The organism is Nocardia sp. NPDC055029, from assembly GCF_053608525.1.
Genome location: NZ_JBSGVQ010000040.1, coordinates 1 through 19,828, shown reverse-complemented (window position 1 = coordinate 19,828; position 19,828 = coordinate 1). Strand labels below are relative to the sequence as shown.

The 19,828-nt window shown below is 68.7% G+C and carries 16 protein-coding genes; 10 read left to right on the top strand and 6 right to left on the bottom strand.

The window, feature by feature from the left end; translation table 11 throughout:
* The first annotated feature begins 65 nt into the window (after window positions 1–65).
* From ACWF9G_RS27775 to ACWF9G_RS27765, 3 genes are read left to right on the top strand one after another with little or no spacing between them, the layout of a single operon-like run.
* Window positions 66–1,193, top strand: a complete 1,128-nt coding sequence (locus ACWF9G_RS27775) for a hypothetical protein (protein WP_452518915.1) — start codon at window positions 66–68, stop codon at window positions 1,191–1,193.
* Window positions 1,194–1,218: 25 nt separating this feature from the next.
* Window positions 1,219–1,806, top strand: coding sequence for a hypothetical protein (locus ACWF9G_RS27770; RefSeq protein WP_452518914.1), 588 nt, complete (start codon window positions 1,219–1,221; stop codon window positions 1,804–1,806).
* A complete protein-coding gene (locus ACWF9G_RS27765; protein ID WP_452518913.1) occupies window positions 1,803–2,243 on the top strand; it encodes a hypothetical protein in 441 nt (146 codons plus the stop codon). Before ACWF9G_RS27770 ends, ACWF9G_RS27765 begins: the two co-directional genes overlap by 4 nt.
* Before the next feature lie 51 nt (window positions 2,244–2,294).
* Here ACWF9G_RS27765 and ACWF9G_RS27760 read toward each other — a convergent pair whose 3' ends face one another.
* Window positions 2,295–3,476, bottom strand: coding sequence for a sensor histidine kinase (locus ACWF9G_RS27760; RefSeq protein ID WP_452518911.1), 1,182 nt, complete (start codon window positions 3,474–3,476; stop codon window positions 2,295–2,297).
* A 363-nt stretch (window positions 3,477–3,839) separates the two neighbouring features.
* On the opposite strand from ACWF9G_RS27760, the gene dnaE reads away from it, so the two are divergent.
* Window positions 3,840–7,385 (top strand): DNA polymerase III subunit alpha, encoded by a 3,546-nt coding sequence (gene dnaE, locus ACWF9G_RS27755; protein ID WP_379310134.1) that lies wholly within the window; start codon window positions 3,840–3,842, stop codon window positions 7,383–7,385.
* A 101-nt stretch (window positions 7,386–7,486) separates the two neighbouring features.
* A complete protein-coding gene (locus tag ACWF9G_RS27750; RefSeq protein WP_452518909.1) occupies window positions 7,487–9,496 on the top strand; it encodes a hypothetical protein in 2,010 nt (669 codons plus the stop codon).
* Between the two features lie 37 nt (window positions 9,497–9,533).
* Here the strand turns inward: ACWF9G_RS27750 and ACWF9G_RS27745 are convergent, their stop codons facing one another.
* Together ACWF9G_RS27745 and ACWF9G_RS27740 are read right to left on the bottom strand one after the other, a co-directional pair.
* Entirely contained in the window at window positions 9,534–10,154 is a 621-nt protein-coding gene (locus ACWF9G_RS27745) for a hypothetical protein (RefSeq protein ID WP_452518908.1), read from the bottom strand.
* Complete coding sequence (locus tag ACWF9G_RS27740; protein ID WP_379310131.1) at window positions 10,151–10,369, bottom strand: hypothetical protein; 219 nt, start codon at window positions 10,367–10,369, stop codon at window positions 10,151–10,153. The genes ACWF9G_RS27745 and ACWF9G_RS27740 overlap by 4 nt, the downstream gene beginning before the upstream one ends.
* 172 nt (window positions 10,370–10,541) lie before the next feature.
* On the opposite strand from ACWF9G_RS27740, the gene treZ reads away from it, so the two are divergent.
* Window positions 10,542–12,293, top strand: coding sequence for a malto-oligosyltrehalose trehalohydrolase (treZ, locus tag ACWF9G_RS27735; RefSeq protein WP_452518905.1), 1,752 nt, complete (start codon window positions 10,542–10,544; stop codon window positions 12,291–12,293).
* A 76-nt stretch (window positions 12,294–12,369) separates the two neighbouring features.
* Complete coding sequence (locus ACWF9G_RS27730) at window positions 12,370–13,620, top strand: serine hydrolase domain-containing protein (protein ID WP_452518903.1); 1,251 nt, start codon at window positions 12,370–12,372, stop codon at window positions 13,618–13,620.
* 4 nt (window positions 13,621–13,624) lie between these two features.
* Here ACWF9G_RS27730 and ilvA read toward each other — a convergent pair whose 3' ends face one another.
* The gene (gene ilvA, locus ACWF9G_RS27725; RefSeq protein ID WP_379310128.1) at window positions 13,625–14,977 is read right to left on the bottom strand and encodes a threonine ammonia-lyase IlvA; all 1,353 of its coding nucleotides are present in this window, start codon (window positions 14,975–14,977) and stop codon (window positions 13,625–13,627) included.
* A gap of 97 nt (window positions 14,978–15,074) precedes the next feature.
* Window positions 15,075–15,509 carry a nitroreductase family deazaflavin-dependent oxidoreductase gene (locus tag ACWF9G_RS27720; protein WP_452518901.1) on the bottom strand — a complete coding sequence of 145 codons (435 nt, stop codon included), beginning with the start codon at window positions 15,507–15,509 and terminating at the stop codon, window positions 15,075–15,077.
* 96 nt (window positions 15,510–15,605) lie between these two features.
* Between ACWF9G_RS27720 and ACWF9G_RS27715 the strand changes: the two genes are divergently transcribed.
* The gene (locus ACWF9G_RS27715) at window positions 15,606–15,821 is read left to right on the top strand and encodes a hypothetical protein (RefSeq protein WP_378853724.1); all 216 of its coding nucleotides are present in this window, start codon (window positions 15,606–15,608) and stop codon (window positions 15,819–15,821) included.
* Between the two features lie 26 nt (window positions 15,822–15,847).
* Here ACWF9G_RS27715 and ACWF9G_RS27710 read toward each other — a convergent pair whose 3' ends face one another.
* Window positions 15,848–18,742 carry an AAA family ATPase gene (locus tag ACWF9G_RS27710; protein ID WP_452518899.1) on the bottom strand — a complete coding sequence of 965 codons (2,895 nt, stop codon included), beginning with the start codon at window positions 18,740–18,742 and terminating at the stop codon, window positions 15,848–15,850.
* A 158-nt stretch (window positions 18,743–18,900) separates the two neighbouring features.
* On the opposite strand from ACWF9G_RS27710, the gene ACWF9G_RS27705 reads away from it, so the two are divergent.
* A complete protein-coding gene (locus tag ACWF9G_RS27705) occupies window positions 18,901–19,257 on the top strand; it encodes a nuclear transport factor 2 family protein (RefSeq protein WP_452518898.1) in 357 nt (118 codons plus the stop codon).
* A gap of 29 nt (window positions 19,258–19,286) precedes the next feature.
* Entirely contained in the window at window positions 19,287–19,712 is a 426-nt protein-coding gene (locus tag ACWF9G_RS27700; RefSeq protein ID WP_452518896.1) for a hypothetical protein, read from the top strand.
* The last annotated feature ends 116 nt before the right edge of the window (window positions 19,713–19,828 follow it).

Genomic DNA, 19,828 nt, shown 5'->3' with positions numbered 1-19,828 from the left:
AGTGGCACTTGATCATTCAGCGAGTCGCATCACTAGACTGCTACCGTTGCGCCGAGGGGGAACGTATGAACGACTTCACCGTGCAGTTATCCAGCCTCGACGGATTCGGATTGGATCTGCAGGACTTGGGATCGAACTTTTCGTCCAATGCTTCGCGCTTGCTGCCGGAAGTCTCGCTGCCCAGCGGAACGACCGGGTTGCTCGCATCGCTGACATCGTCGTTCGAGCGCTTTCAGGGAACGTTGACCACATCGCACCAGCAAGATCTGACCAACCTCTCTTCGTACAGCACCATCCTTTCCGCGGCTTCCCGTCAGTTCCAAGGAACCGACGACCGTTCCGCACAAGCGATCTCGACTTCCACAGCGAGCACGACGAATGATCTAGCTATCGGCGGGGCATCGGTCGGTGGCGGAGTCACCCGATTCACAGGTCTGCAGTTGCCGACGCTGTCAACGATCGAGGACGGCCAGTTCACTGTGCGCCAGGTTGTCGACTCGGCGATCGAGCTACTCACTCACTTCGACGATCCGCTGAGCCGGGCGATCGGGATCAAGCCGACAGCCGACTACCTCGTCCCGCTGGCCGCGGACTGGGAAACGCTGGATACCCTGGGCAGCCGGATTCGACAGCTCGGCATCAACGACTTTGTGGCATCGGAAAATCTGTCCAGCGGCGTCCGGTGGCTGCAAGGCAGCTGGTCCGGGAACACCTCGGCGTCCTTCGCGACGAGTACGAACGCCTTCGCGCAGGCCATCTCCACCCGCAGCACCGACCTGGACGTCGTGGCGAAGATCGTCACAAACGGTGGGACTTGCCTCGAACGTCTGGTCTACAACCAGGCGATGGGATGGAGCAGCGGGCTGTCCCAGTCGATGAGCTTCCTCGGTTTCACCCTCCCGCTCGGAGCGTGGGCGCAACTCATCGATCGACCGATGAACGATTCCTACAAATCGCAGATCGTTTCGGCAGTCGATGCGCTGAAAGCAGAATCTGACGCCCGGCGTGATGCGATCACGACCATGATCGGCAAGATCGCCCAGGCGCTCGACTACACGCCGGGACAAACAGCCCCGACCTTCTCCGCGACTGAATACGAGGTGCCCGACAAAGTGATTGTCGATTTCGGTGCGAGCCGTTACGGGTTCGGAAACAACGTGTGGTGGGAGAGCAGCATTGCGTCGCCCTCCTGATCCCGATCTGCCCGCGGACCGCGCGGTGTACGGCTCGAAAACCAGCGCCTACGATAAGACAGTCGCTGCTGCGGCCAGTGTAGACGCCGCCTCGGCGCAGGCGTATTTCGACCTCAGGGGATGGGATTTCTCCGAGGATCTCCTCGGCACCTACCTCGGAAACAACGAAGCCGGTTTCATCTACGAGATCAGCTCTGGCCACTACGAGCGGGTGATGGCCACGAGTGGCGCAAGAGAAGCTATTACGCAATGCCTGGAGGAAATCGAGAACCAGGCACGCCAGAACCCCCAGGTCGGTGTCACGCAGGAGTTGACCTCAGCATGGCTTGGTGTAAAGCCAGGAGACGATGACGACATCGACAACGCATTGGGCCATTACGATGTGGCGGTCAGCAGTGACACAATGGTCTCCGAAGCGGACAGCGGCCTCCAGGCCGAGATCATCTACAAGAGCTATGTTTACGAGTTCTACAACTTCGACAAAGACTCGGAGACCAGCCCAGGAGGCATCGTCAACAACGAGATGCGCCACCTCGAAGAAGCTGGTTGGGCGCGGAGTTTCCGCGTCCACGGCGAGGCCACCCTACAGTTCAGGCAGGTCGAGAAGCTGTGAGGAACTTCAGCGGAAAATTTGTCGTCCCGTATGTCGCCACGTGCATAATTGTTGTCGGGATCGGAGGGTGTTCCGCCGACCCAGCGGACGGACTGAGTCACCTGTCGACGTGTGCAAACATATTCTTCCCGGAGAATGTGGAAGTCGTGTGGTACGAGCATGACACCCGTTTCAGAGAGTCGACCTCAGTAGCCGTGGTCGACATTCCCATCGGATCAGTCAGCGAATTCAAACAACGATCCGGATTTGCGGAGTTCGCTCCAGGGGTTCCCGCGTCGTGGAAGTCCTACTGGGACGCGACCGGGATGGGCGATCTGCTGACGACTGACGCCGGAAACGAACACTCCGTCGAGGGCTACCGGGATCCGAGACGATACGTCGTCATCCACGCCGACGGCGACGAAAAAAGACGGATCTTCGTTCATACAGACTGCTGATTCGTGGTTAGCGGGGGATGACGGCAGCGAGACCCTGATGGCGGAGGCAGATCAGGCGCGGATTCCAGCGCGGAATTTCGGGACTCGCATGCTGACTTTCGTTCCCGCGCCGGGGGCGGTGTCCACGACCAGGCCGTAGTCGTTGCCGAAGGCGGCGCGCAGGCGGTCGTCGACGTTGGCGAGGCCGACGTGGGCGGCTTCGCCGGTGCGGGCGGGGCCGGTGTCGGTGTCGACGGCGTCGAGGGCGCCGGAGCGCAGGAGTTCGGGGTCCATGCCGATGCCGTCGTCCTCGACGCTGATCAGGCAGTCGGTGCCCTCGTCGCTGGCGACGATGCTCAGCTGTCCGCCGCGAGCCCCGCCGCCGAGACCGTGCCGGACCGCGTTCTCCACCAGCGGCTGCAGCGCCAGGAACGGCAGCACCACGCCGAGTACTTCCGGCGCGATCTGCAACCGCACGTCGAGTGCGTCGCCGAAGCGGGCCTGTTCCAGGGCGAGGTAGCGCTCGATATTGCGCAGTTCGTCGGCGAGGACGGTGAATTCGCCTGCGGCGCGGAAGGAATAGCGGGTGAAGTCGGCGAATTCGAGGATGAGTTCGCGGGCCCGGTCGGGATCGGTGCGGACGAACGAGGCGATCGTGTTGAGCGCGTTGTAGATGAAATGCGGGCTGATCTGGGCGCGCAGCGCACGCAGTTCGGCCCGGTCGACCCGGGCCCGAGAAGCGTCCAGCTCGGCCAGCTCCAGCTGCCCGCACGCATACCGGGCGACCTCACCCGCCGCCCCGAGCATGCCGGGCCCTGGCTTCCCGGTGGTCACCATCCCGAGCGCCCCCACCGCCGCCCCCGCATCGATCAGCAGCGGCTGCGCGATGAGCGAATGCTCGTCCCCACTGACCAACACCGCCCGCTCGTCGGCGATCGCCCGCCGCGCCGCCTCGGCGAACGCCTCGACCATCCCCGTATGCGGCCCATCCCATGCCAGCAACGTCGCCTCCGCATCCACCACCCCCAGCGCCTCGGCCCCGGCCAGCGCCCGCAGATGCGGCGCGGCCTCCCGCGCCGCCTCCGCCGTCAACCCCCGCCGCAACGGCACCGCGGCCAGCGACGCGGTATGCAACGCCTGATGAACGGCCCGCTGAGCAGGCGTGGTCACCACCCGCTGCGTCCGCCGCCACACCAGCCACCCGGTGATCAGGACGATCACCACACACGCCAGCACCACCGCCGTGGTCGTCACCGTGCGCTCCCGTCTGCCCGCGTCATGAACCGGCCACCATGCATCCGCGGCGGCCGCCGGGCACGACCATCATCGACTCGGCCGGACACCCCTCGCCACCCGGTGCGGACATGCGCCGATTATTGCCGCAGGCCGACACCGTGCGCCGGTGATCGTCGACAGGCGGCCGCGCGTCGGGTTCACCGCCGAGGAACTAGCGGAAAACAGACGTTGTCCAGGACTCGCCGGTGACCTTCGCCACGACACGCCGGACCGGGCCGAGGCGGGGACCGGGCGCCCGTGTGGCACGGGAAAAGTTGTCGGACCCCCGTGCATAGAATGCCAAGGCCAACCCCCGTCGACACCCTGGGAGGAAGGACCGTCTTGGCCTCGTCCGGATCGTTCGTTCACCTGCACAACCACACCGAGTACTCGATGCTCGATGGTGCGGCGAAGATTTCGCCGCTGTTCGCGGAGGCGGAACGGCTGGGCATGACCGCCGTCGGCATGACCGACCACGGCAACATGTACGGCGCCTCGGAGTTCTACAACTCGGCCAAGAAGGCGGGTATCAAGCCGATCATCGGCATCGAGGCCTACATCGCGCCGGGTTCGCGGTTCGACACCAAGCGGGTGCAGTGGGGTGATCCGGGGCAGAAGAGTGACGACGTCTCGGGTTCGGGTGCCTATACCCACATGACGATGGTCGCGGAGAACGCGACCGGCCTGCGCAACCTGTTCAAGCTGTCGAGCCTGGCCTCGATCGAGGGCCAGCTGGGCAAGTGGGCGCGCATGGACGAGGAGATCATCGCCCAGTACGCGGAGGGCATCATCGCCACGACGGGCTGCCCGTCGGGCGAGGTGCAGACCCGGCTGCGCCTCGGTCATGAACGCGAGGCGCTCGAGGCCGCCGCGAAGTGGCAGGAGATCTTCGGCAAGGACAACTTCTTCCTCGAGGTGATGGACCACGGTCTGTCGATCGAGCGCCGGGTCCGCGAGGGCCTGATCAATGTCAGCAAGCAGCTCGACATCCCGCCGATCGCCACCAACGACTGCCATTACGTCACCAAGGACCAGTCGACCAATCACGAAGCGCTGCTGTGCATCCAGACCGGCAAGACGCTCTCGGACCCGACCCGCTTCAAGTTCGACGGTGACGGCTACTACCTGAAGTCGGCCGCGGAGATGCGCGCCATCTGGGACGCGGAAGTCCCCGGCGCCTGCGACAACACCGAGCGCATCGGCGAACGCGTGCAGTCCTACGACGACGTGTGGGCCCACCGCGACCGGATGCCGATCTTCCCGGTGCCCGAGGGCCACACCCAGGCCACCTGGCTGCGCAAGGAAGTCCTCGACGGCCTGGATCGCCGGTTCCCCGACGGCCCGCCGCAGGACTACCTCGCGCGCGCCGACTACGAGCTCGGCGTCATCTGCGAAATGGGTTTTCCCGCCTACTTCCTCGTCGTCGGTGACCTGATCCGCCATGCACTCGACGTCGGCATCCGCGTCGGCCCCGGCCGTGGTTCGGCCGCCGGTTCGCTGGTCGCCTACGCGATGGGCATCACCAATATCGACCCGATCCCGCACGGTCTGCTGTTCGAGCGGTTCCTCAACCCCGAGCGCGTGTCGATGCCCGATATCGATATCGACTTCGACGATCGCCGCCGCGGTGAAATGGTCCGCTACGCCACCGACAAATGGGGCAGCGACCGCGTCGCTCAGGTGATCACCTTCGGCACCATCAAGACCAAGGCCGCGATCAAGGACTCCGCGCGAGTCCTGTTCGGCCAGCCCGGTTTCGCCATCGCCGACCAGATCACCAAGGCGCTGCCGCCGCCGATCATGGCCAAGGACATCTCGGTCTCCGGCATCACCGACCCGGAGCACGAGCGGTACAAGGAAGCCGCCGAGGTCCGCGAGCTCATCGGCTCCAATCCCGATGTCGCCAAGATCTACGAGACCGCCCGCGGCCTGGAAGGCCTGATCCGCAACGCAGGCGTGCACGCCTGCGCGGTCATCATGTCCTCGGAGCCGCTGACCGACGCCATCCCGGTGTGGAAGCGCGCGCAGGACGGCGCGATCATCACCGGCTGGGACTACCCGTCGTGTGAGGCCATCGGCCTGCTGAAGATGGACTTCCTCGGTCTGCGCAACCTCACCGTCATCGGTGACGCCCTGGAGAACATCAAGGCCAACCGCGGCATCGATCTCGACATGGATCACCTGCCGCTCAACGACCCGGCCACCTACGAACTGCTCGCCCGCGGCGACACGCTCGGTGTGTTCCAGCTCGACGGCAGTGCCATGCGCGATCTGCTGCGCCGCATGCAGCCCACCGGCTTCGAGGACATCGTGGCCGTGCTGGCGCTGTATCGCCCCGGCCCGATGGGCATGAACGCCCACAACGACTACGCCGATCGCAAGAACAACCGGCAAGAAGTCAAACCGATCCACCCCGAGCTCGAAGAGCCGCTGAAAGAGATCCTCGCCGACACCTTCGGCCTGATCGTCTATCAGGAACAGATCATGCAGATCGCGCAGAAGGTCGCCGGGTACTCCCTCGGCCAGGCCGATATCCTGCGCCGCGCCATGGGTAAGAAGAAGCTCTCGGTGCTGGAGGAGGCCTACGCGGGCTTCCGCGAGGGCATGCTCGGCAACGACTTCTCCGAGCCCGCGATCAAAGCGCTGTGGGACACCATCCTTCCGTTCGCCGGTTACGCGTTCAACAAGTCGCACGCCGCAGGCTACGGCCTGGTCTCCTTCTGGACCGCGTATCTGAAGGCGAACTACCCCGCCGAGTACATGGCCGGTCTGCTCACCTCCGTCGGCGACGACAAGGACAAGGCCGCCATCTACCTGTCGGATTGCCGCAAGATGGGCATCACGGTGCTGCCGCCGGATGTCAACGAGTCCGAACAGAACTTCGCCTCGGTCGGCAAGGACATCCGCTTCGGTCTCGGCGCGGTCCGCAATGTCGGCGCCAACGTGGTGTCCTCGATCATCGCCGCCCGCAAGGAGAAGTCGAAGTTCACCGACTTCTCCGATTACCTGAACAAGATCGACGCGATCGCCTGCTCCAAGAAGGTCACCGAATCGCTCATCAAGGCAGGCGGTTTCGACTCCCTCGGGCATCCGCGCAAGGGCCTGCTGCTGATCCATTCCGATGCGATCGACGCGGTGATGTCGACGAAGAAGGCCGAGGCGATCGGCCAGTTCGACCTGTTCGGCGGCTTGGACGACGGCGACGACTCGATGGCCTCGGTGTTCAACGTGAAGGTCCCTGAGGACGAATGGGAGACCAAGCACAAGCTCGCGCTGGAGCGGGAGATGCTGGGCCTGTATGTGTCCGGGCATCCGCTCAACGGCGTCGAGCACGTGCTCGCCGCCCAGGTCGACACCCCCATCCCGGCGATCCTGGAAGGCGACGTCAAGGACGGCGCGCAGGTGACCATCGGCGGCATCCTCGCCTCGGTGAACCGGCGTATCAACAAGAACGGCCTGGCCTGGGCTTCCGCGCAGCTCGAGGACCTCACCGGTGGTGTGGAGGTGCTGTTCTTCCCGCAGTCGTACTCGGTGTACGGCATGGACGTGGTCGAGGACGCGGTGGTGCTGGTCAAGGCCCGCGTCTCCGTCCGCGACGACCGGATCTCGCTGATCGCCAACGACCTTGTGGTGCCTGATCTGTCGGCCATCGGTGTCGCCAAACCGGTCGCGGTGGTCATGACGACGCGCATGTGCACGCCCGACAAGATCGGTGAACTCAAGAAGGTTCTGTCGCGCCACCCCGGCACCTCGGATGTGCACGTCCGCCACGTCGGCGCGCGCGAGAAGACGACCCTGCTGAAGCTCGACGACAGCTGGCGGGTCTCCCCGTCCTCGGCGTTGATGGGTGATCTGAAGGCACTGCTCGGTCCCGGCTGCCTGGGCTGACCCTCGGTCATCGCACTGGATCCGCCGGGAAGAGCCGATCATGGGTTGCCCCGGCGGGTGCTGATAGAAACACCGCGAACGACGGGCTAGCGTCGAGAGACGTGACGACAGCGACTCGACTCGACTCACCACCGCGGCCCGCGATGCCGTCACGGCCGCGCGTGCCGCCGCGCGCTGTGCTGCTTGTCGCGGCCGGATTGATCGCGTTCCAGCTGGTGCTGCGTACCTGGGTCGCCGCGTCGGGGTTCTTCTACTGGGACGATTTCATCCTGATCGGCGAGGTGGGCAGGCATCCGCTGTGGTCGGCCGAGCTGCTGTTCACCAGTCACGACGGGCATGTGATGCCGCTGGCGTTCGTGCTGACCTGGGCGGTGACCGCGGTGGCGCCGCTGCACTGGGGTGCGGCGGCGGGCGTGCTGGTCGTGTTGCAATTGCTGGCGTCGCTGGCGGTGCTGCGGCTGGTCGTGGTGCTGCTCGGGACCGGCGCGCGGATGCTGGTGCCGCTGGTCTTCTACCTGTTCGTGCCGTTGACGGTGCCCGCGTTCGCCTGGTGGTCGGCGGCGGTGAACGCGCTGCCGTTGCAGATCGCGCTCGCCTGGGTGAGCACGGACGCGGTGCTGCTCGTGCGGACCGGGCGCAGGCGCTACGCGGTCTCGGGTGCCGCGGTGTTCGCGGTGGCGCTGCTGTGCTTCGAGAAGGCGGTCGTCGTGCTGCCGGTCGCGTTCGTCGTGGTGGCGCTGCTGGCGTACGTGTCGGGGAACTCGGTGCGCGCGGCCGCCCGGCGCGGTGCCGCGTTGTGGGCGGCGGCCGGCGCGGTGCTGCTTGCTTGGTCGGCGTTCTTCCTGCTCGTCATCCAGCGCCCACGCGGACTCTCCCGGCCCGAACAACCCACCGCCCTGCTGCGGCAAGCGCTCTCGGACGGCTTGGTCCCCGCCCTGTTCGGCGGACCGTGGCGCTGGGAACGCTGGCAACCGGCCACCCCGTGGGCGGACCCGCCGGGTATCGCGGTCGCCCTGTGCTGGACGGTGCTGATCCTGTTCGCGGCGTGGACGATCCGCACGCGCCGCCGGGTCGGCGTGGTCTGGGCGTGCATGGCCGCCTACACAGTGCTGACCGTCGCGCCCGTGGTGGTGCTGCGCGACGGGCCGGGCACCGCGGCGCTACTGCTGCAGTCCATCCGCTACTTCGCGGATTTCGCCGTCATCGCCTGTCTGGGTCTCGCGCTGATCATGATTGCCCCGCGCTACGTACCTCGCGATACAAGAACTGCTGCCGCATCGGCCGATTTGTCGGCCGCGTCGACGCCTTCCCGAAGTCACATCGTCGCTGCTGGCATGGGCAACACGGGCAGAGCTGCCGACGTGAGCAACGCCGGCGATATGGGCGGTGTTGGCGACCTTCGCGTCGACGCCGACGCTCGTGGATACCGGGATGTTCGCCGCAGCGCCGAGCTCGCGGAGCGGGCACTTCCGGTGCGACGTATCGCGGGCGTGGCGGTGGCCGTGATCTTCGTGGCGAGCAGTGTGCTGTCGACTGTCACCTTCACCCGATCGTGGGAACCGAGTCCCGCCCGCACGTACGTCACCGGCGTGCGTGCCGCGCTACCGCGCGTGGATGCACCGTTGCTGCCGCAAGAGGTCCCGTGGAAGGTGCTGAATCCCTTGGCCTTTCCGCAGAACATGACTGACCAAGTTTTCGCTTCGCTCGCCGGGCCCGGTACTTTCGCCCGGTCGACGCCGCACCTGCGGATGTTCACCGACGACGGAGACCTCGTCGACGCCCAGGTCTGGTGGAATCGCTCGATCGTGTCCGCCCCCGAACCCGGCTGCGGCTACCGGGTGGCCGGGGGAGCGGCGGTGCGGCTGCCGCTGGACGGTCCGATGCAGATCCGTGAATGGACCGCCCAGCTCAACTACCTCGCCGATCAGGACGGCTCGATCGCCGTGTCGTTCGAGGGCGGCGCCGAAACCGTCGCCGAGGTGCGGGCCGGGTTGCATCCCGTCTATCTCCGCATGCTCGGCGGCGGCTCGGCACTGCGCGTGCGCGCACTCACCCCCGGCGCCGAACTGTGCTTCGGCGCCGGGCCCGTCGGTGTGGTGGCGCACGATTGACATCGGTCAGCCACGGCAGCCCGGCCCCGTGCGCGGATCAGGCCTCGGTGACCGCGGCGGCGATATCCCGCAGCTGCGTCGCCAGCGGTTCGGCAGCCACCGCCGCCGCGCGCTCCAGCGTCGCGGTATCGGCCACGGTCCGCGCGGCGTGCAGCAGCGCGTCGGCATCCAGACCACGGAGGCAGGCCGTCAGCTGCTCGTCGGTGGCGATCTCGATGATCGAGCCGAGCGTGAGCCAATCCTCACGCGCGGCGAGTTCACGACTCACGGCCAGCGACATGTCCACCGGCAGACCCGCGATCAATTCCGCCGACCGCTGCAGGTCGAGGAAGGCTGCTGCCCTGGCGAGGAACTCGGGGCGCAGCCGTCGCGCCACCGAGATCGCGCGCGGGATGTCGAGCACGCTGGCCAGGTGGGCGGTCATCAGCACGCTGTCGTTGTGGGTGGCTACCTTGGCGGCGACGGGGGCGGGCAGCACCCGGACCGCGGCGAGGATCATGCCGAGACCGTCCGCGGTGGCGTCGAAGAAATAGCCGGTCACCAGCCTGCGGAAGGTGTCGATATCGGCGGCGGGGCGGTCGGCGAGGAAGCTCAGGCGCTCGTCGGGGACGTCGAGCGCGGCGGCGAGGCGGGAGATGGCGACGGCGGACGTGGTCACAGTCCCACCACCTTGCGCACCGCGCCGCGCAGGAAGACGGGCAGGTTGTCGAGGGCGCCGAAGGCATCGGCGGTGAGCGCGTCGATCCGGTGCTGCAGCCCTGCCTCGACCAGTCCGGTCAGGTCGGCGAGCTGCTCGGGGGTCAGCTCGGCGAAGCTCGGTGGCAGCGGGGAATTCAGCAGTCGACTGAGGTCGACGGCGGGGGAGTCGGTCATCGCGCCCTCCTGGATGGCAGTAGGATCTCGAAAACGCTTCGGCCCCAAGGTAATCGAGCCGTCGAACATTCGCCGAGCCGGATCGGACAGCCCGTCGAGCCCGGAATCGGCTCGGCGGCGCGAGCACACTGGTCATCCTGCCTGATCACCGCGCGCATGCGATGCTGGGGCCATGAGGCAGTTTCGGGTGTGGGCGCCGGGGGCGGGGGCGGTGCGGCTGCAACTGGACGGAGTGACGCACCCGATGCGCCGCAACGGCGGCGGCTGGTGGTCGGTCAAGGCAGACGCAGGTCAGGGCGCCAGATACGGCTTCACGATCGACGGCGATCCGACGGCCCTGCCCGACCCGCGCTCGCCGCGTCAGCCCGACGGTGTGCACGAACTCTCCGCCGTCCATGACCTCGATCCCGGCGTCTGGACCGATCAGGGCTGGACCGGCAGGCAGCTCGCCGGCTCGGTGCTCTACGAGCTACACATCGGCACCTTCACCGCCGACGGCACCTTCGACGCCGCGATCGAGCGACTCGACCACCTCGTCGCCCTCGGCGTCACCACCGTCGAACTGATGCCGGTCAACGCCTTCGACGGCACCCACAACTGGGGCTACGACGGCGTGCTCTGGTACGCGGTGCAGGAGAGCTACGGCGGGCCCGACGGCCTGCAACGCTTCGTCGACGCCTGCCACGCCCGCGGCCTCGCGGTCTGCCTGGACGTCGTCTACAACCACCTCGGCCCCTCCGGCAACTACCTGCCGCGTTTCGGTCCCTATCTCACCGGGGGCCGCAACACCTGGGGGCAGAGCGTCAACCTGGACGGTCCCGGCTCGGACGCGGTCCGCCGCCACATCATCGACAACGCCCTGCGCTGGCTGCGCGACTTCCACATCGACGCCTTGCGCATCGACGCCGTCCACGCCCTCGTCGATCGCACCGCCACCCACCTGCTCGAAGAGCTCGTCGTCGAAACCACCGCCCTGTCAGCACATCTGGGCCGCCCACTCAGCCTGATCGCCGAGAGCGACCTCAACGACCCCCGCCTGATCACGCCCCGCGCGGCGGGCGGCTACGGCCTGGCGGGTCAGTGGAACGACGACCTGCATCACGCGGTCCATACCGCCGTCTCCGGCGAACGACAGGGCTACTACGCCGATTTCGGCTCGCTGGCCTGCCTCGCGCAGACCCTCACCCACGGGTTCTTCCACGCCGCAACGTATTCCAGCTTCCGCGGCCGCACCCACGGCACGCCACTGCGCCGCGACCTGATTCCCGGCAGTGCCCTGCTCGGCTACACCTGCACCCACGACCAGATCGGCAACCGAGCCGTCGGCGACCGGCCGAGCGACTACCTCACCCCCGGCCAGCTCGCGGTGAAAGCGGCGCTGGTGCTGCTCTCGGCGAGCACCCCGATGCTGTTCATGGGGGAGGAGTGGGGCGCGCGCACGCCGTTCCAGTTCTTCACCTCGCACACCGATCCGGTCGTCGCCGCCGCCACAGCGGCCGGGCGCAGGGCCGAGTTCGCCGAGCACGGCTGGGCCACCGGCGACGTGCCCGACCCGCAGGACCCGGACACCTTCACCCGCTCCAAGCTCGACTGGACCGAACCGGCCCGCGAACCCCACGCCCGGCTGCTCGCCTGCTATCGCGCCCTGCTCACGCTGCGCAGATCCAGGGCGGAGTTCACCGACCCCTGGCTGGAACGGGTCTGGGCCGACTACGACGAGGCGCAGCGCTGGTTCGTGCTGCGTCGCGGCCGGATCTCGGTGGTGTGCAACCTGGCCGAGGACGAGGCGGTGATCCCGGTGCACGGCCGGGTCCTGCTCGCCTGGGCACCCGCCACCGAATCCGGTGCGGGGACACTCATCTCGGGCCACAGTTTCGCCGTGCTCGAAGAAGGTGACGGCGCGGGCACCGTGGTCACCGAGTGATACGTCCAGGGCACGGCTAGGGCACGGTCGGTGTCCGGCCGTTGCCTAGGCGAACTGACGACCGTACGGTAATACGATGAGCAACGACGCTTACGGGCAGGACAGTGCTGCCCTTCCGGCCGGTGTCGGCGGTTTCGCCCCGGCCGGATTCGGTCCGCTGGTGCGCGCCTTCGCCACCTTGATCGGCCATCGCCGCGGTGCGGGCGGCGCCCTCGCGATCTATCGGCACGGGGAACCACTGGCCCATCTGTGGACCGGCAGCGCCGGGGACCGGCCGTGGACGGCCGACACCGCGCCCATCGTGTTCTCCGCGACCAAGGGCGTCACCGCGACCGTCATCCACCGGCTCGCCGACCGCGGCCTGATCGACTACCAGGCGCCGGTCGCCGAATACTGGCCGCGGTTCGCCGCCAACGGCAAGGGCGCGATCACCGTCGCCGACGTGCTCACCCACCGATCCGGGCTGTCCTCGCTGCCCGCGGTCGCCGCCACCGCCGCCGAATCCCTCGATCACGAGCTGATGGAGGACCGGCTCGCGCTGGCCGCGCCCGACCGGCTGCTCGGCGTCCCGACCTACCACGCGCTGACCTACGGCTGGCTGCTCGCGGGCCTGGCCAGGGCCGTCACCGGTCAGGGCATGAGCGACCTCATCCGCACCGAGGTGACCGATCCGCTCGGCATCGACGGCATCCATCTCGGCCGTCCGGCCGCCGGCTCGTCGACCGAGTACGCGCGACTGGCCGGGGCGCACCTGAAACTGGCGGGCCACCCGATCGCCGCCGGATTCCTCGACCGCGTCGGCATGCGCGTCCCCGGCCCACTCGGCGCCGCTGCGCGGTGCTTGTTCGTCGTCGGTCTCGACAGCATTCTCGACGGTGACGAGCCGACGATCCTCGACACCGAGATGCCCGCGGGCAACGGCGTCTGCACCGCGGCGGGCCTGGCCACGATGTACGCGGCGCTGGCCGACGGCCGCACCGTCGACGGCCGCCCGTTCCTGCAGCCGAGCACGCACGCGGCGATCCGCCGCGTGCAGACCTACCAGCTCGACCACGCTCTGTTCTATCTGCCGATGATGTGGCATCTCGGCTACCACTCCTTGCCGATGCCCGGCGCACGGAACGGCTTCGGCCACATCGGGCTCGGCGGTTCCTTCGGCTGGGTCGACCCGCGCTCGGGGCTGTCGATCGCCTTCGTGCACAACCGGCTCGACCAGGCACTGCTGCCCTATGACCAGCTGGCCCTCGGCTGGCTGCTGCCGCTGGCCGTCGCCGGGGCGAACGCCACCCGCAGCCGCGGGCCGAAGATCGACCGCGCGGCCGCGTAACCGCTCAGGTGAGGTAGCGATAGGCGGGAGAACCCGGTTCAAGGCGCTCGGCCTGGATCGGGGACTCCTCGATGCGATGCAGCAGTGACGCCAGATCGTCGGTAGTGCCGAGTTCGATGCCGACCAGCGCCGCCCCGGTCTCCCGGTTGTTGCGCTTGACGTACTCGAACATGGTGATGTCGTCGTCGGGGCCGAGGACATCGTTGAGGAAGCGGCGCAGCGCACCGGGTTCCTGCGGGAAGTCGACGAGGAAGTAGTGCTTGAGTCCGCGGTGCACCAGCGAGCGTTCGATGATCTCGCCGTAGCGCGAGACGTCGTTGTTGCCGCCGGAGACCAGGACGACCACCGTGGTCCCTGGTTCGATGTCGACCTCCGCGAGCGCCGCCGTGGCCAGCGCGCCAGCGGGCTCGGCGATGATGCCCTCGTTCTGATACAGGCCGAGCATCGCGGTGCAGATGGCGCCTTCGTCGACGTGCATCATCCGGAAAGACGCTGTACCGGTGGGGGAATCGGTGGTGGTGAGCAGCGGGAGCGAGGCGTGCGAGACCACCTGTCCGCCGAACGCGGCGGCCGTCTGGTAGGGCAGGTCGCCGATGCGGCGCACGGCGGCGCCGTCGACGAACGGGTCGATCTCGGGCAGCGTCACCGGGCCGTGCGCCACCAGCGCCGCGGTCATCGAGGCCGCGCCCGTTGGTTCGACACCGAGCAGGCCGGTCTGGGGCGCGCGTTCCCGCAGGTAGGTGCCGATGCCGGCGAGGCAGCCGCCACCACCGACCGGGACGATGACCAGATCGGGTGCGGTGCCGAGCTGCTCGAGGAACTCGGCGGCGATGGTGCCCTGGCCCGCGGCGGTGCGCGGGTCGTCGAACGGCGGGACCATGGTCGCGCCGGTCCGGGCGACATCGGCGGCGGCGGCCGCGGCGGCCGCGTCGTAGGTCTCGCCGACGGCGATGAGCTCGACGAACTCGCCGCCGTGCACGCGGATGCGGTCGCGCTTCTGCTTCGGGGTGGTGGTCGGCACGTAGATCCGCCCGCGTACGCCCATCGCCTGGCAGGCGAAGGCAACGCCCTGCGCGTGGTTGCCCGCGCTGGCCGCGACGACACCCGCCGCGCGCTCGGCGGCGGTGAGCTGGACCATGAGGTTGTAGGCGCCGCGCAGCTTGTACGAGCGCACCGCGGTGAGGTCTTCGCGCTTGAGGTACACCTGCGCACCGGTGCTCGCCGACAGCCGCGCGGAGTACTGCAGCGGAGTCGGCTCGATGATGTCGGAAATTCGCTTGGCGGCGGCGTCGATCTCATCCGCGGTCAGCGGCGGACGGGTTACGGACACTTCGGCAACGTCAGCGATGGGGGACACCCGGTAAATGCTACCGAGCCGGGGACGGCGCCCCGAGAGCGCGCCTCCCGTGGCCTGCACCGAACCCGCCGGACGACGGGTTCGGTGGGCGCGGACGCTAGCGCGGGGAGAGGACGAAGACCGGAATCTGGCGATCGGTCTTCTTCTGGTACTCGGCGTAGTCCGGCCACACCTCGACCGCACGCTCCCACCACAGCGCCTTCTCCTCGCCGAAGACCTCGCGAGCGGTGTAATCCTTCGTGACCGTTCCGTCGCGCAGTTCGACGTGCGGTTCGGCCGTGATGTTGAAGTACCAGACCGGGTGTTTCGGCGCGCCGCCCAGCGAGGCGACGACGGCGTACTCACCGTCGTGCTCGACGCGCATCAGCGGCGTCTTGCGCAGCTTGCCGGTCTTGGCGCCCTTGGTGGTGAGCAGGACGACGGGCTTGCCCTGCATCGACGTGCCTGCGGCTCCGCCGGAGTTCTCGTAGGTCTCGGCCTGCTTACGGGCCCAGTCCGAAGTACTCGGTGCGTACTCTCCTGTCAGTGGCATGGTTTGCACAACGATTGCCGGCCGTGTGATGTTCCCGACAAGCCTGTCCAGGAAAGTTCGGTAGCCCGAACTTCGGTGTCCGTCTATCCTGTGTACATGGCAGTGGTCACCCCATCGGCAGCATCCGCGACGGTCGACATCGCGGGCAGTGCCTGGCCGGTCTACAAGCTCGAGGCGCTGGTCGCCGGGCTCGTCGTCGGTGCCCTGCTGCTGCTGATCCTCGGTTCGGCGCAGTCCGCCGTGCTGGCCGCGGCCGCCGTCGCCGCTCTGCGCTGGTCGGTCGGCGCCGTCCGCGCGCACTCACTGCGCTAGGTCGAAACCGCTCGAAGGTCGCGAGCTCACTCGGCGAGGTCGAGGCGGCTCAGTTCCCCGCGCGAGAGCACACCCAATTTCGGATACGCCTTGTACAGATGATGCCCGACCGTGCGGTGACTCAGGACCAAGCGCGCGGCGATCTCCCGATTCGACAGTCCCTGCGCGGCCAGGCGCACGATCTGCGTTTCCTGCGGGGTGAGCACGCTGAGCGGGCCCGCGCTCGTTTTCGCGCCGACCCCCACCCCGAGCGCGGCCAGTTCGGTGCGGGTTCGCTCGGCCCACGGCGTGGCATCGAGCCGGTCGAACAGGTCCAGGGCCTGTTCGAGCTGGCCGCGCGCGTCGACCTTGCGCTTTTCCCTGCGCAGCCACTCGCCGTACAGCAGTCGGGTGCGGGCCTCGTCGAACGGACGGTTGCCCGCGAGTGCGGCCAGGAAGTGCGGTTCGGCTTCCGGTCCGTCGGCCAGTAGCGCGCTGCCCCTTGCCGCCAGTGCCGCGATCCAGTCCTGTCCCGCCCGTGCCGACCACGCGGTGAGCCGCGCCAGCGCCTCGGTCGCCTGGTCGGTGGCGCCTAGCCGGGTCGCGACCTCGATCTGATCCACGAGTGTGCGCAGCCCGCTGACGTGATGTCGGGCCGGTTCGACGGTCATGTGCTCGAGCTCGGTCCTGGCCTGTTCGAGCCTGCCCCGGCCGAGCTCGAACAGCGCCAGAGCCGCGTGCGCCCAGGGTGCTCCGACCGACTGCGCGCCACCGAACTCCTCGGCGACAGCGTGCCAGGCGTGGACGCGGCAGGAATGCTCGTCACCGCGCACTGCGGCCAGATAGGCCAGGAACGCGGTGATCTGACTGATCCACTGCGGCTGACCGATGTCCTCGGCGATCCGCAGTCCCTCCTCTGCCGCGACCCTGCTCTCGCTTGGCCGTCCACCGAACAGCGCGGCCTCGGAACGGAAGAACAGCAGCGGCGCGAGCAGTGCGATCCGCCCCTGCTCACGGCTCTCGCCGATGAGCTCGTCGGCCAGGTCACCGACCTGGTCGTCCTGTCCGACGACGAGTCCGCTGCCGCACAGCTGCACGAGGTCGGCGGGACTGTCGGCGCCGTTCGCGCGGGCGACGGTCGCCGCGGCGCGCAGGTCGACCGTGCGATGACCGGACACCGATCCTGTGAGGTACCGTGCGATCGGGGTGATCGGATCGTCTTCGTCGAGCCGCAGCGTGGTCAGCAGCGCGGCGACCTCGTCGAGTTCGGCGGGCCCCAGATACCAGGCCGTGTGCACCGCCCGGGTGACGATGCGCGCCGCGCCCCGCGGATCTGTCTCGCGTGCCGCGATCGCCGCCGCGATAAACCGTCGATGCGCGGAACCCGGCTTGCCCGCGGCGAATTCGGCCTGCGCGCGAACCAGTTCGAGGCGCAGGTCGTAGTCGCCCTCGGCGGGCCGCGCCGCCCGGTCGGCCAGCCGCGCGGACTCCTCGGTCAGCGTGGCGTCGGTTCGCCCGGCCTTGGTTCGCGCGGCGTCGGTTCGCGCGGCTTGGTGGGTCAGCGCGGCCTTGTCGGTCGGCACCGACTGGTCGGTTCGCGCCGCCTGTTCGGTCAAGGCGGCCGCGGTGGTCAGGGCTCGCTTGCGCAGTCGGGCTTCGGCGTCGACGTGCAGTGCCGTGGCACGGCCGGCGAGGTGGGCGGCCTGGTCGGTGAGCCCGGCCTCGGTGGCGGTTTCGGCGGCGAGGACCAGCCTGCGCAGCCGCGCGCCGGTGTCGACGCTGAGCGCCGCGGCCCGGTCGTAGGCGGCGACCGCGCCGTGGAATCCGTTGCGGTGCCTGGCCCGGCTGGCGGTGTGCTCCAGCGCGGTCGCCGCCTGCTCGTCGGGACCTGTTGCGGCACAGGCGAGATGCCACGCGCGCAGGTCGGCCACGTCATCGTCGGTGAGGGCGTCGGCGAGTGCGCGATGGGCGGCGAGACGGTCGGACAGCGCCGAACCCTGGTAGACCGCGGCGCGCGAGAGCGGGTGTCGCCAGGTCAGTACCTGTCCGTCGGTGCTGATCAGACCCTCGTCCTCGGCCGATTGCAGATCAGGTAGCGCCGCACCGAGAGTCGCCGCGGCGCGCAGCACCGGAGCGAGGTCCTCGGCGCCCGCGGCCGCGGCGACCAGGAGGACCGTTCTGGTGGCGACAGGGAGCCGGGCGACCCGGCCGTGGAACGCCAGCTGCAGCCGCTGCGTCAGCGGCAGCGGGTTGAGGTCGTCGGAGCCCGCTTCGCAGACCGCCGACGGAAGTTCCAGCAGCGCAAGTGGATTGCCCCCGGATTCGGCGAGCAGTCGATAGCGCATCGCCGGGATGAGCGGGGTAGGCCCCGCGTCGAGCAGCGCCGCCGCCGCATCCGCGCGCAGCCCGGACAGTGCCAGTTCGGGCAGGCCGGGCGCGGGAAAGTCGTCGGGGCCGGAGCGGGTGGCGAACAGCATCACCACGCCCTCGGCGTCGAGCCTGCGCGCCGCGAACAACAGCGTCTCCGCCGTCGCCCGGTCCAGCCAGTGTGCGTCGTCGATCAGGCACAGTAGCGGGCCCTCCGCGGCTTCCTCGGCCAACAGCGTCAGCAGTGCGAGACCGATCAGCATCCGGTCGGCGGGTGCACTGTCGCCGAGACCGAACGCGGCCTCCATGGCGTCGCGCTGCCGCGGCGGCAACTGCCGCACCAGCTCCATCCCGGGCCGCACCAGCAGATGCAGTGCGGCGAAGGGCAATTCGGCCTCCGACTCGATCCCCGCGCTGCGCACCGTCGGAATGCCCTGCGCCGCTGCGTAATTCAGAAGCGCGGACTTGCCGATCCCGGCCTCGCCGCGCAGCACCAGGGCCCCGCTGCGCCCGGCCCGCGCCCCGGTCAGCAGGTCGTCGATCGTGGCCTGTTCGGCTTCGCGTCCGTGCAGCATGCGCACCACGGTATCGCCGTACCGGTACCGGCGGTGCGTACCCCGCGAGAAGTACCTATAGGCGACTGATTCGACGGACCCCCGGTGCGCCATAACGTAGGTGTCATCGCAGGAACAACCAGCGAAACACCAGCTCACAGCATATTTCGGAGGTCGAGATGAACACCGTCGTCGCGCAGTACCTGGAGGCATGGAACACCCGCGAGCCCGGCGCCCGCCGCTCCGCTGTCGCCCGCCTGTTCACCCCGGAGGCTCGCTATGTCGACCCCCTGGTCGCGGTCACCGGCCACGCCGAACTCGAGGCGGCCATCGCCGGCGTGCAGACCCAGTTCCCCGACTGGACCTTCCGCCTGGCCGGACCGGTCGACGCCCACCACGACCAGGTGCGCTTCACCTGGGGCCTCGGCCCCGCCGACGGCGACCCCGTAGTGATCGGCTTCGACGTCGCCGTGCTCGCCGACGGCCGTATCGACAGCGTCTACGGCTTCCTCGACCAGGTCCCCGCCTCCGCCTGATCCACCCTTCCCGAACCAGGAGATCCGCCATGACCACCGCCACCGCCCCGTCCCGCCTGTCCGCCCTCCTCGCTCCGGGCGAGCCGCTGCTGCGGCTGTCGCTGCGCCTCGACGCCGTCGTGACCACCGTGAACGGCCTCGCCTACCTCGCGCTGGCACAGCCGCTGGAACGACTGCTCGGCCTCGACTCCCGGGCGGGCCTCGCCATCGGCGCCTTCCTCACCGCCTACGGCCTCGCGGTCGCCGTGGTCGGCCGGAAGTCGCCCGTGCATCGGTCCGGCGCGGCGGCGGTCGCGATCGGCAACGCGACCTGGGTCGTCGCGAGTCTGCTCGCCCTGGTCACCGGCGCCCTCGGGCTGACCGTGGCCGGTGCGGTCTGGGCGGTGATGCAGGCGGTCACGGTCGGCGCCTTCGCCGCACTGCAGTACCGGGGCCTGCGCGGCACCGGCCACTGACCACCTGCGACGCGGACCGGAAACGCGGGGGCCCCCCATAGGGGGCCCCCCGGGGGTGCGGGGGGCCGGCCACGACAGGGGCCGTGCCCCCGCGCCGCGGCCCCGCCCGGCGCGCC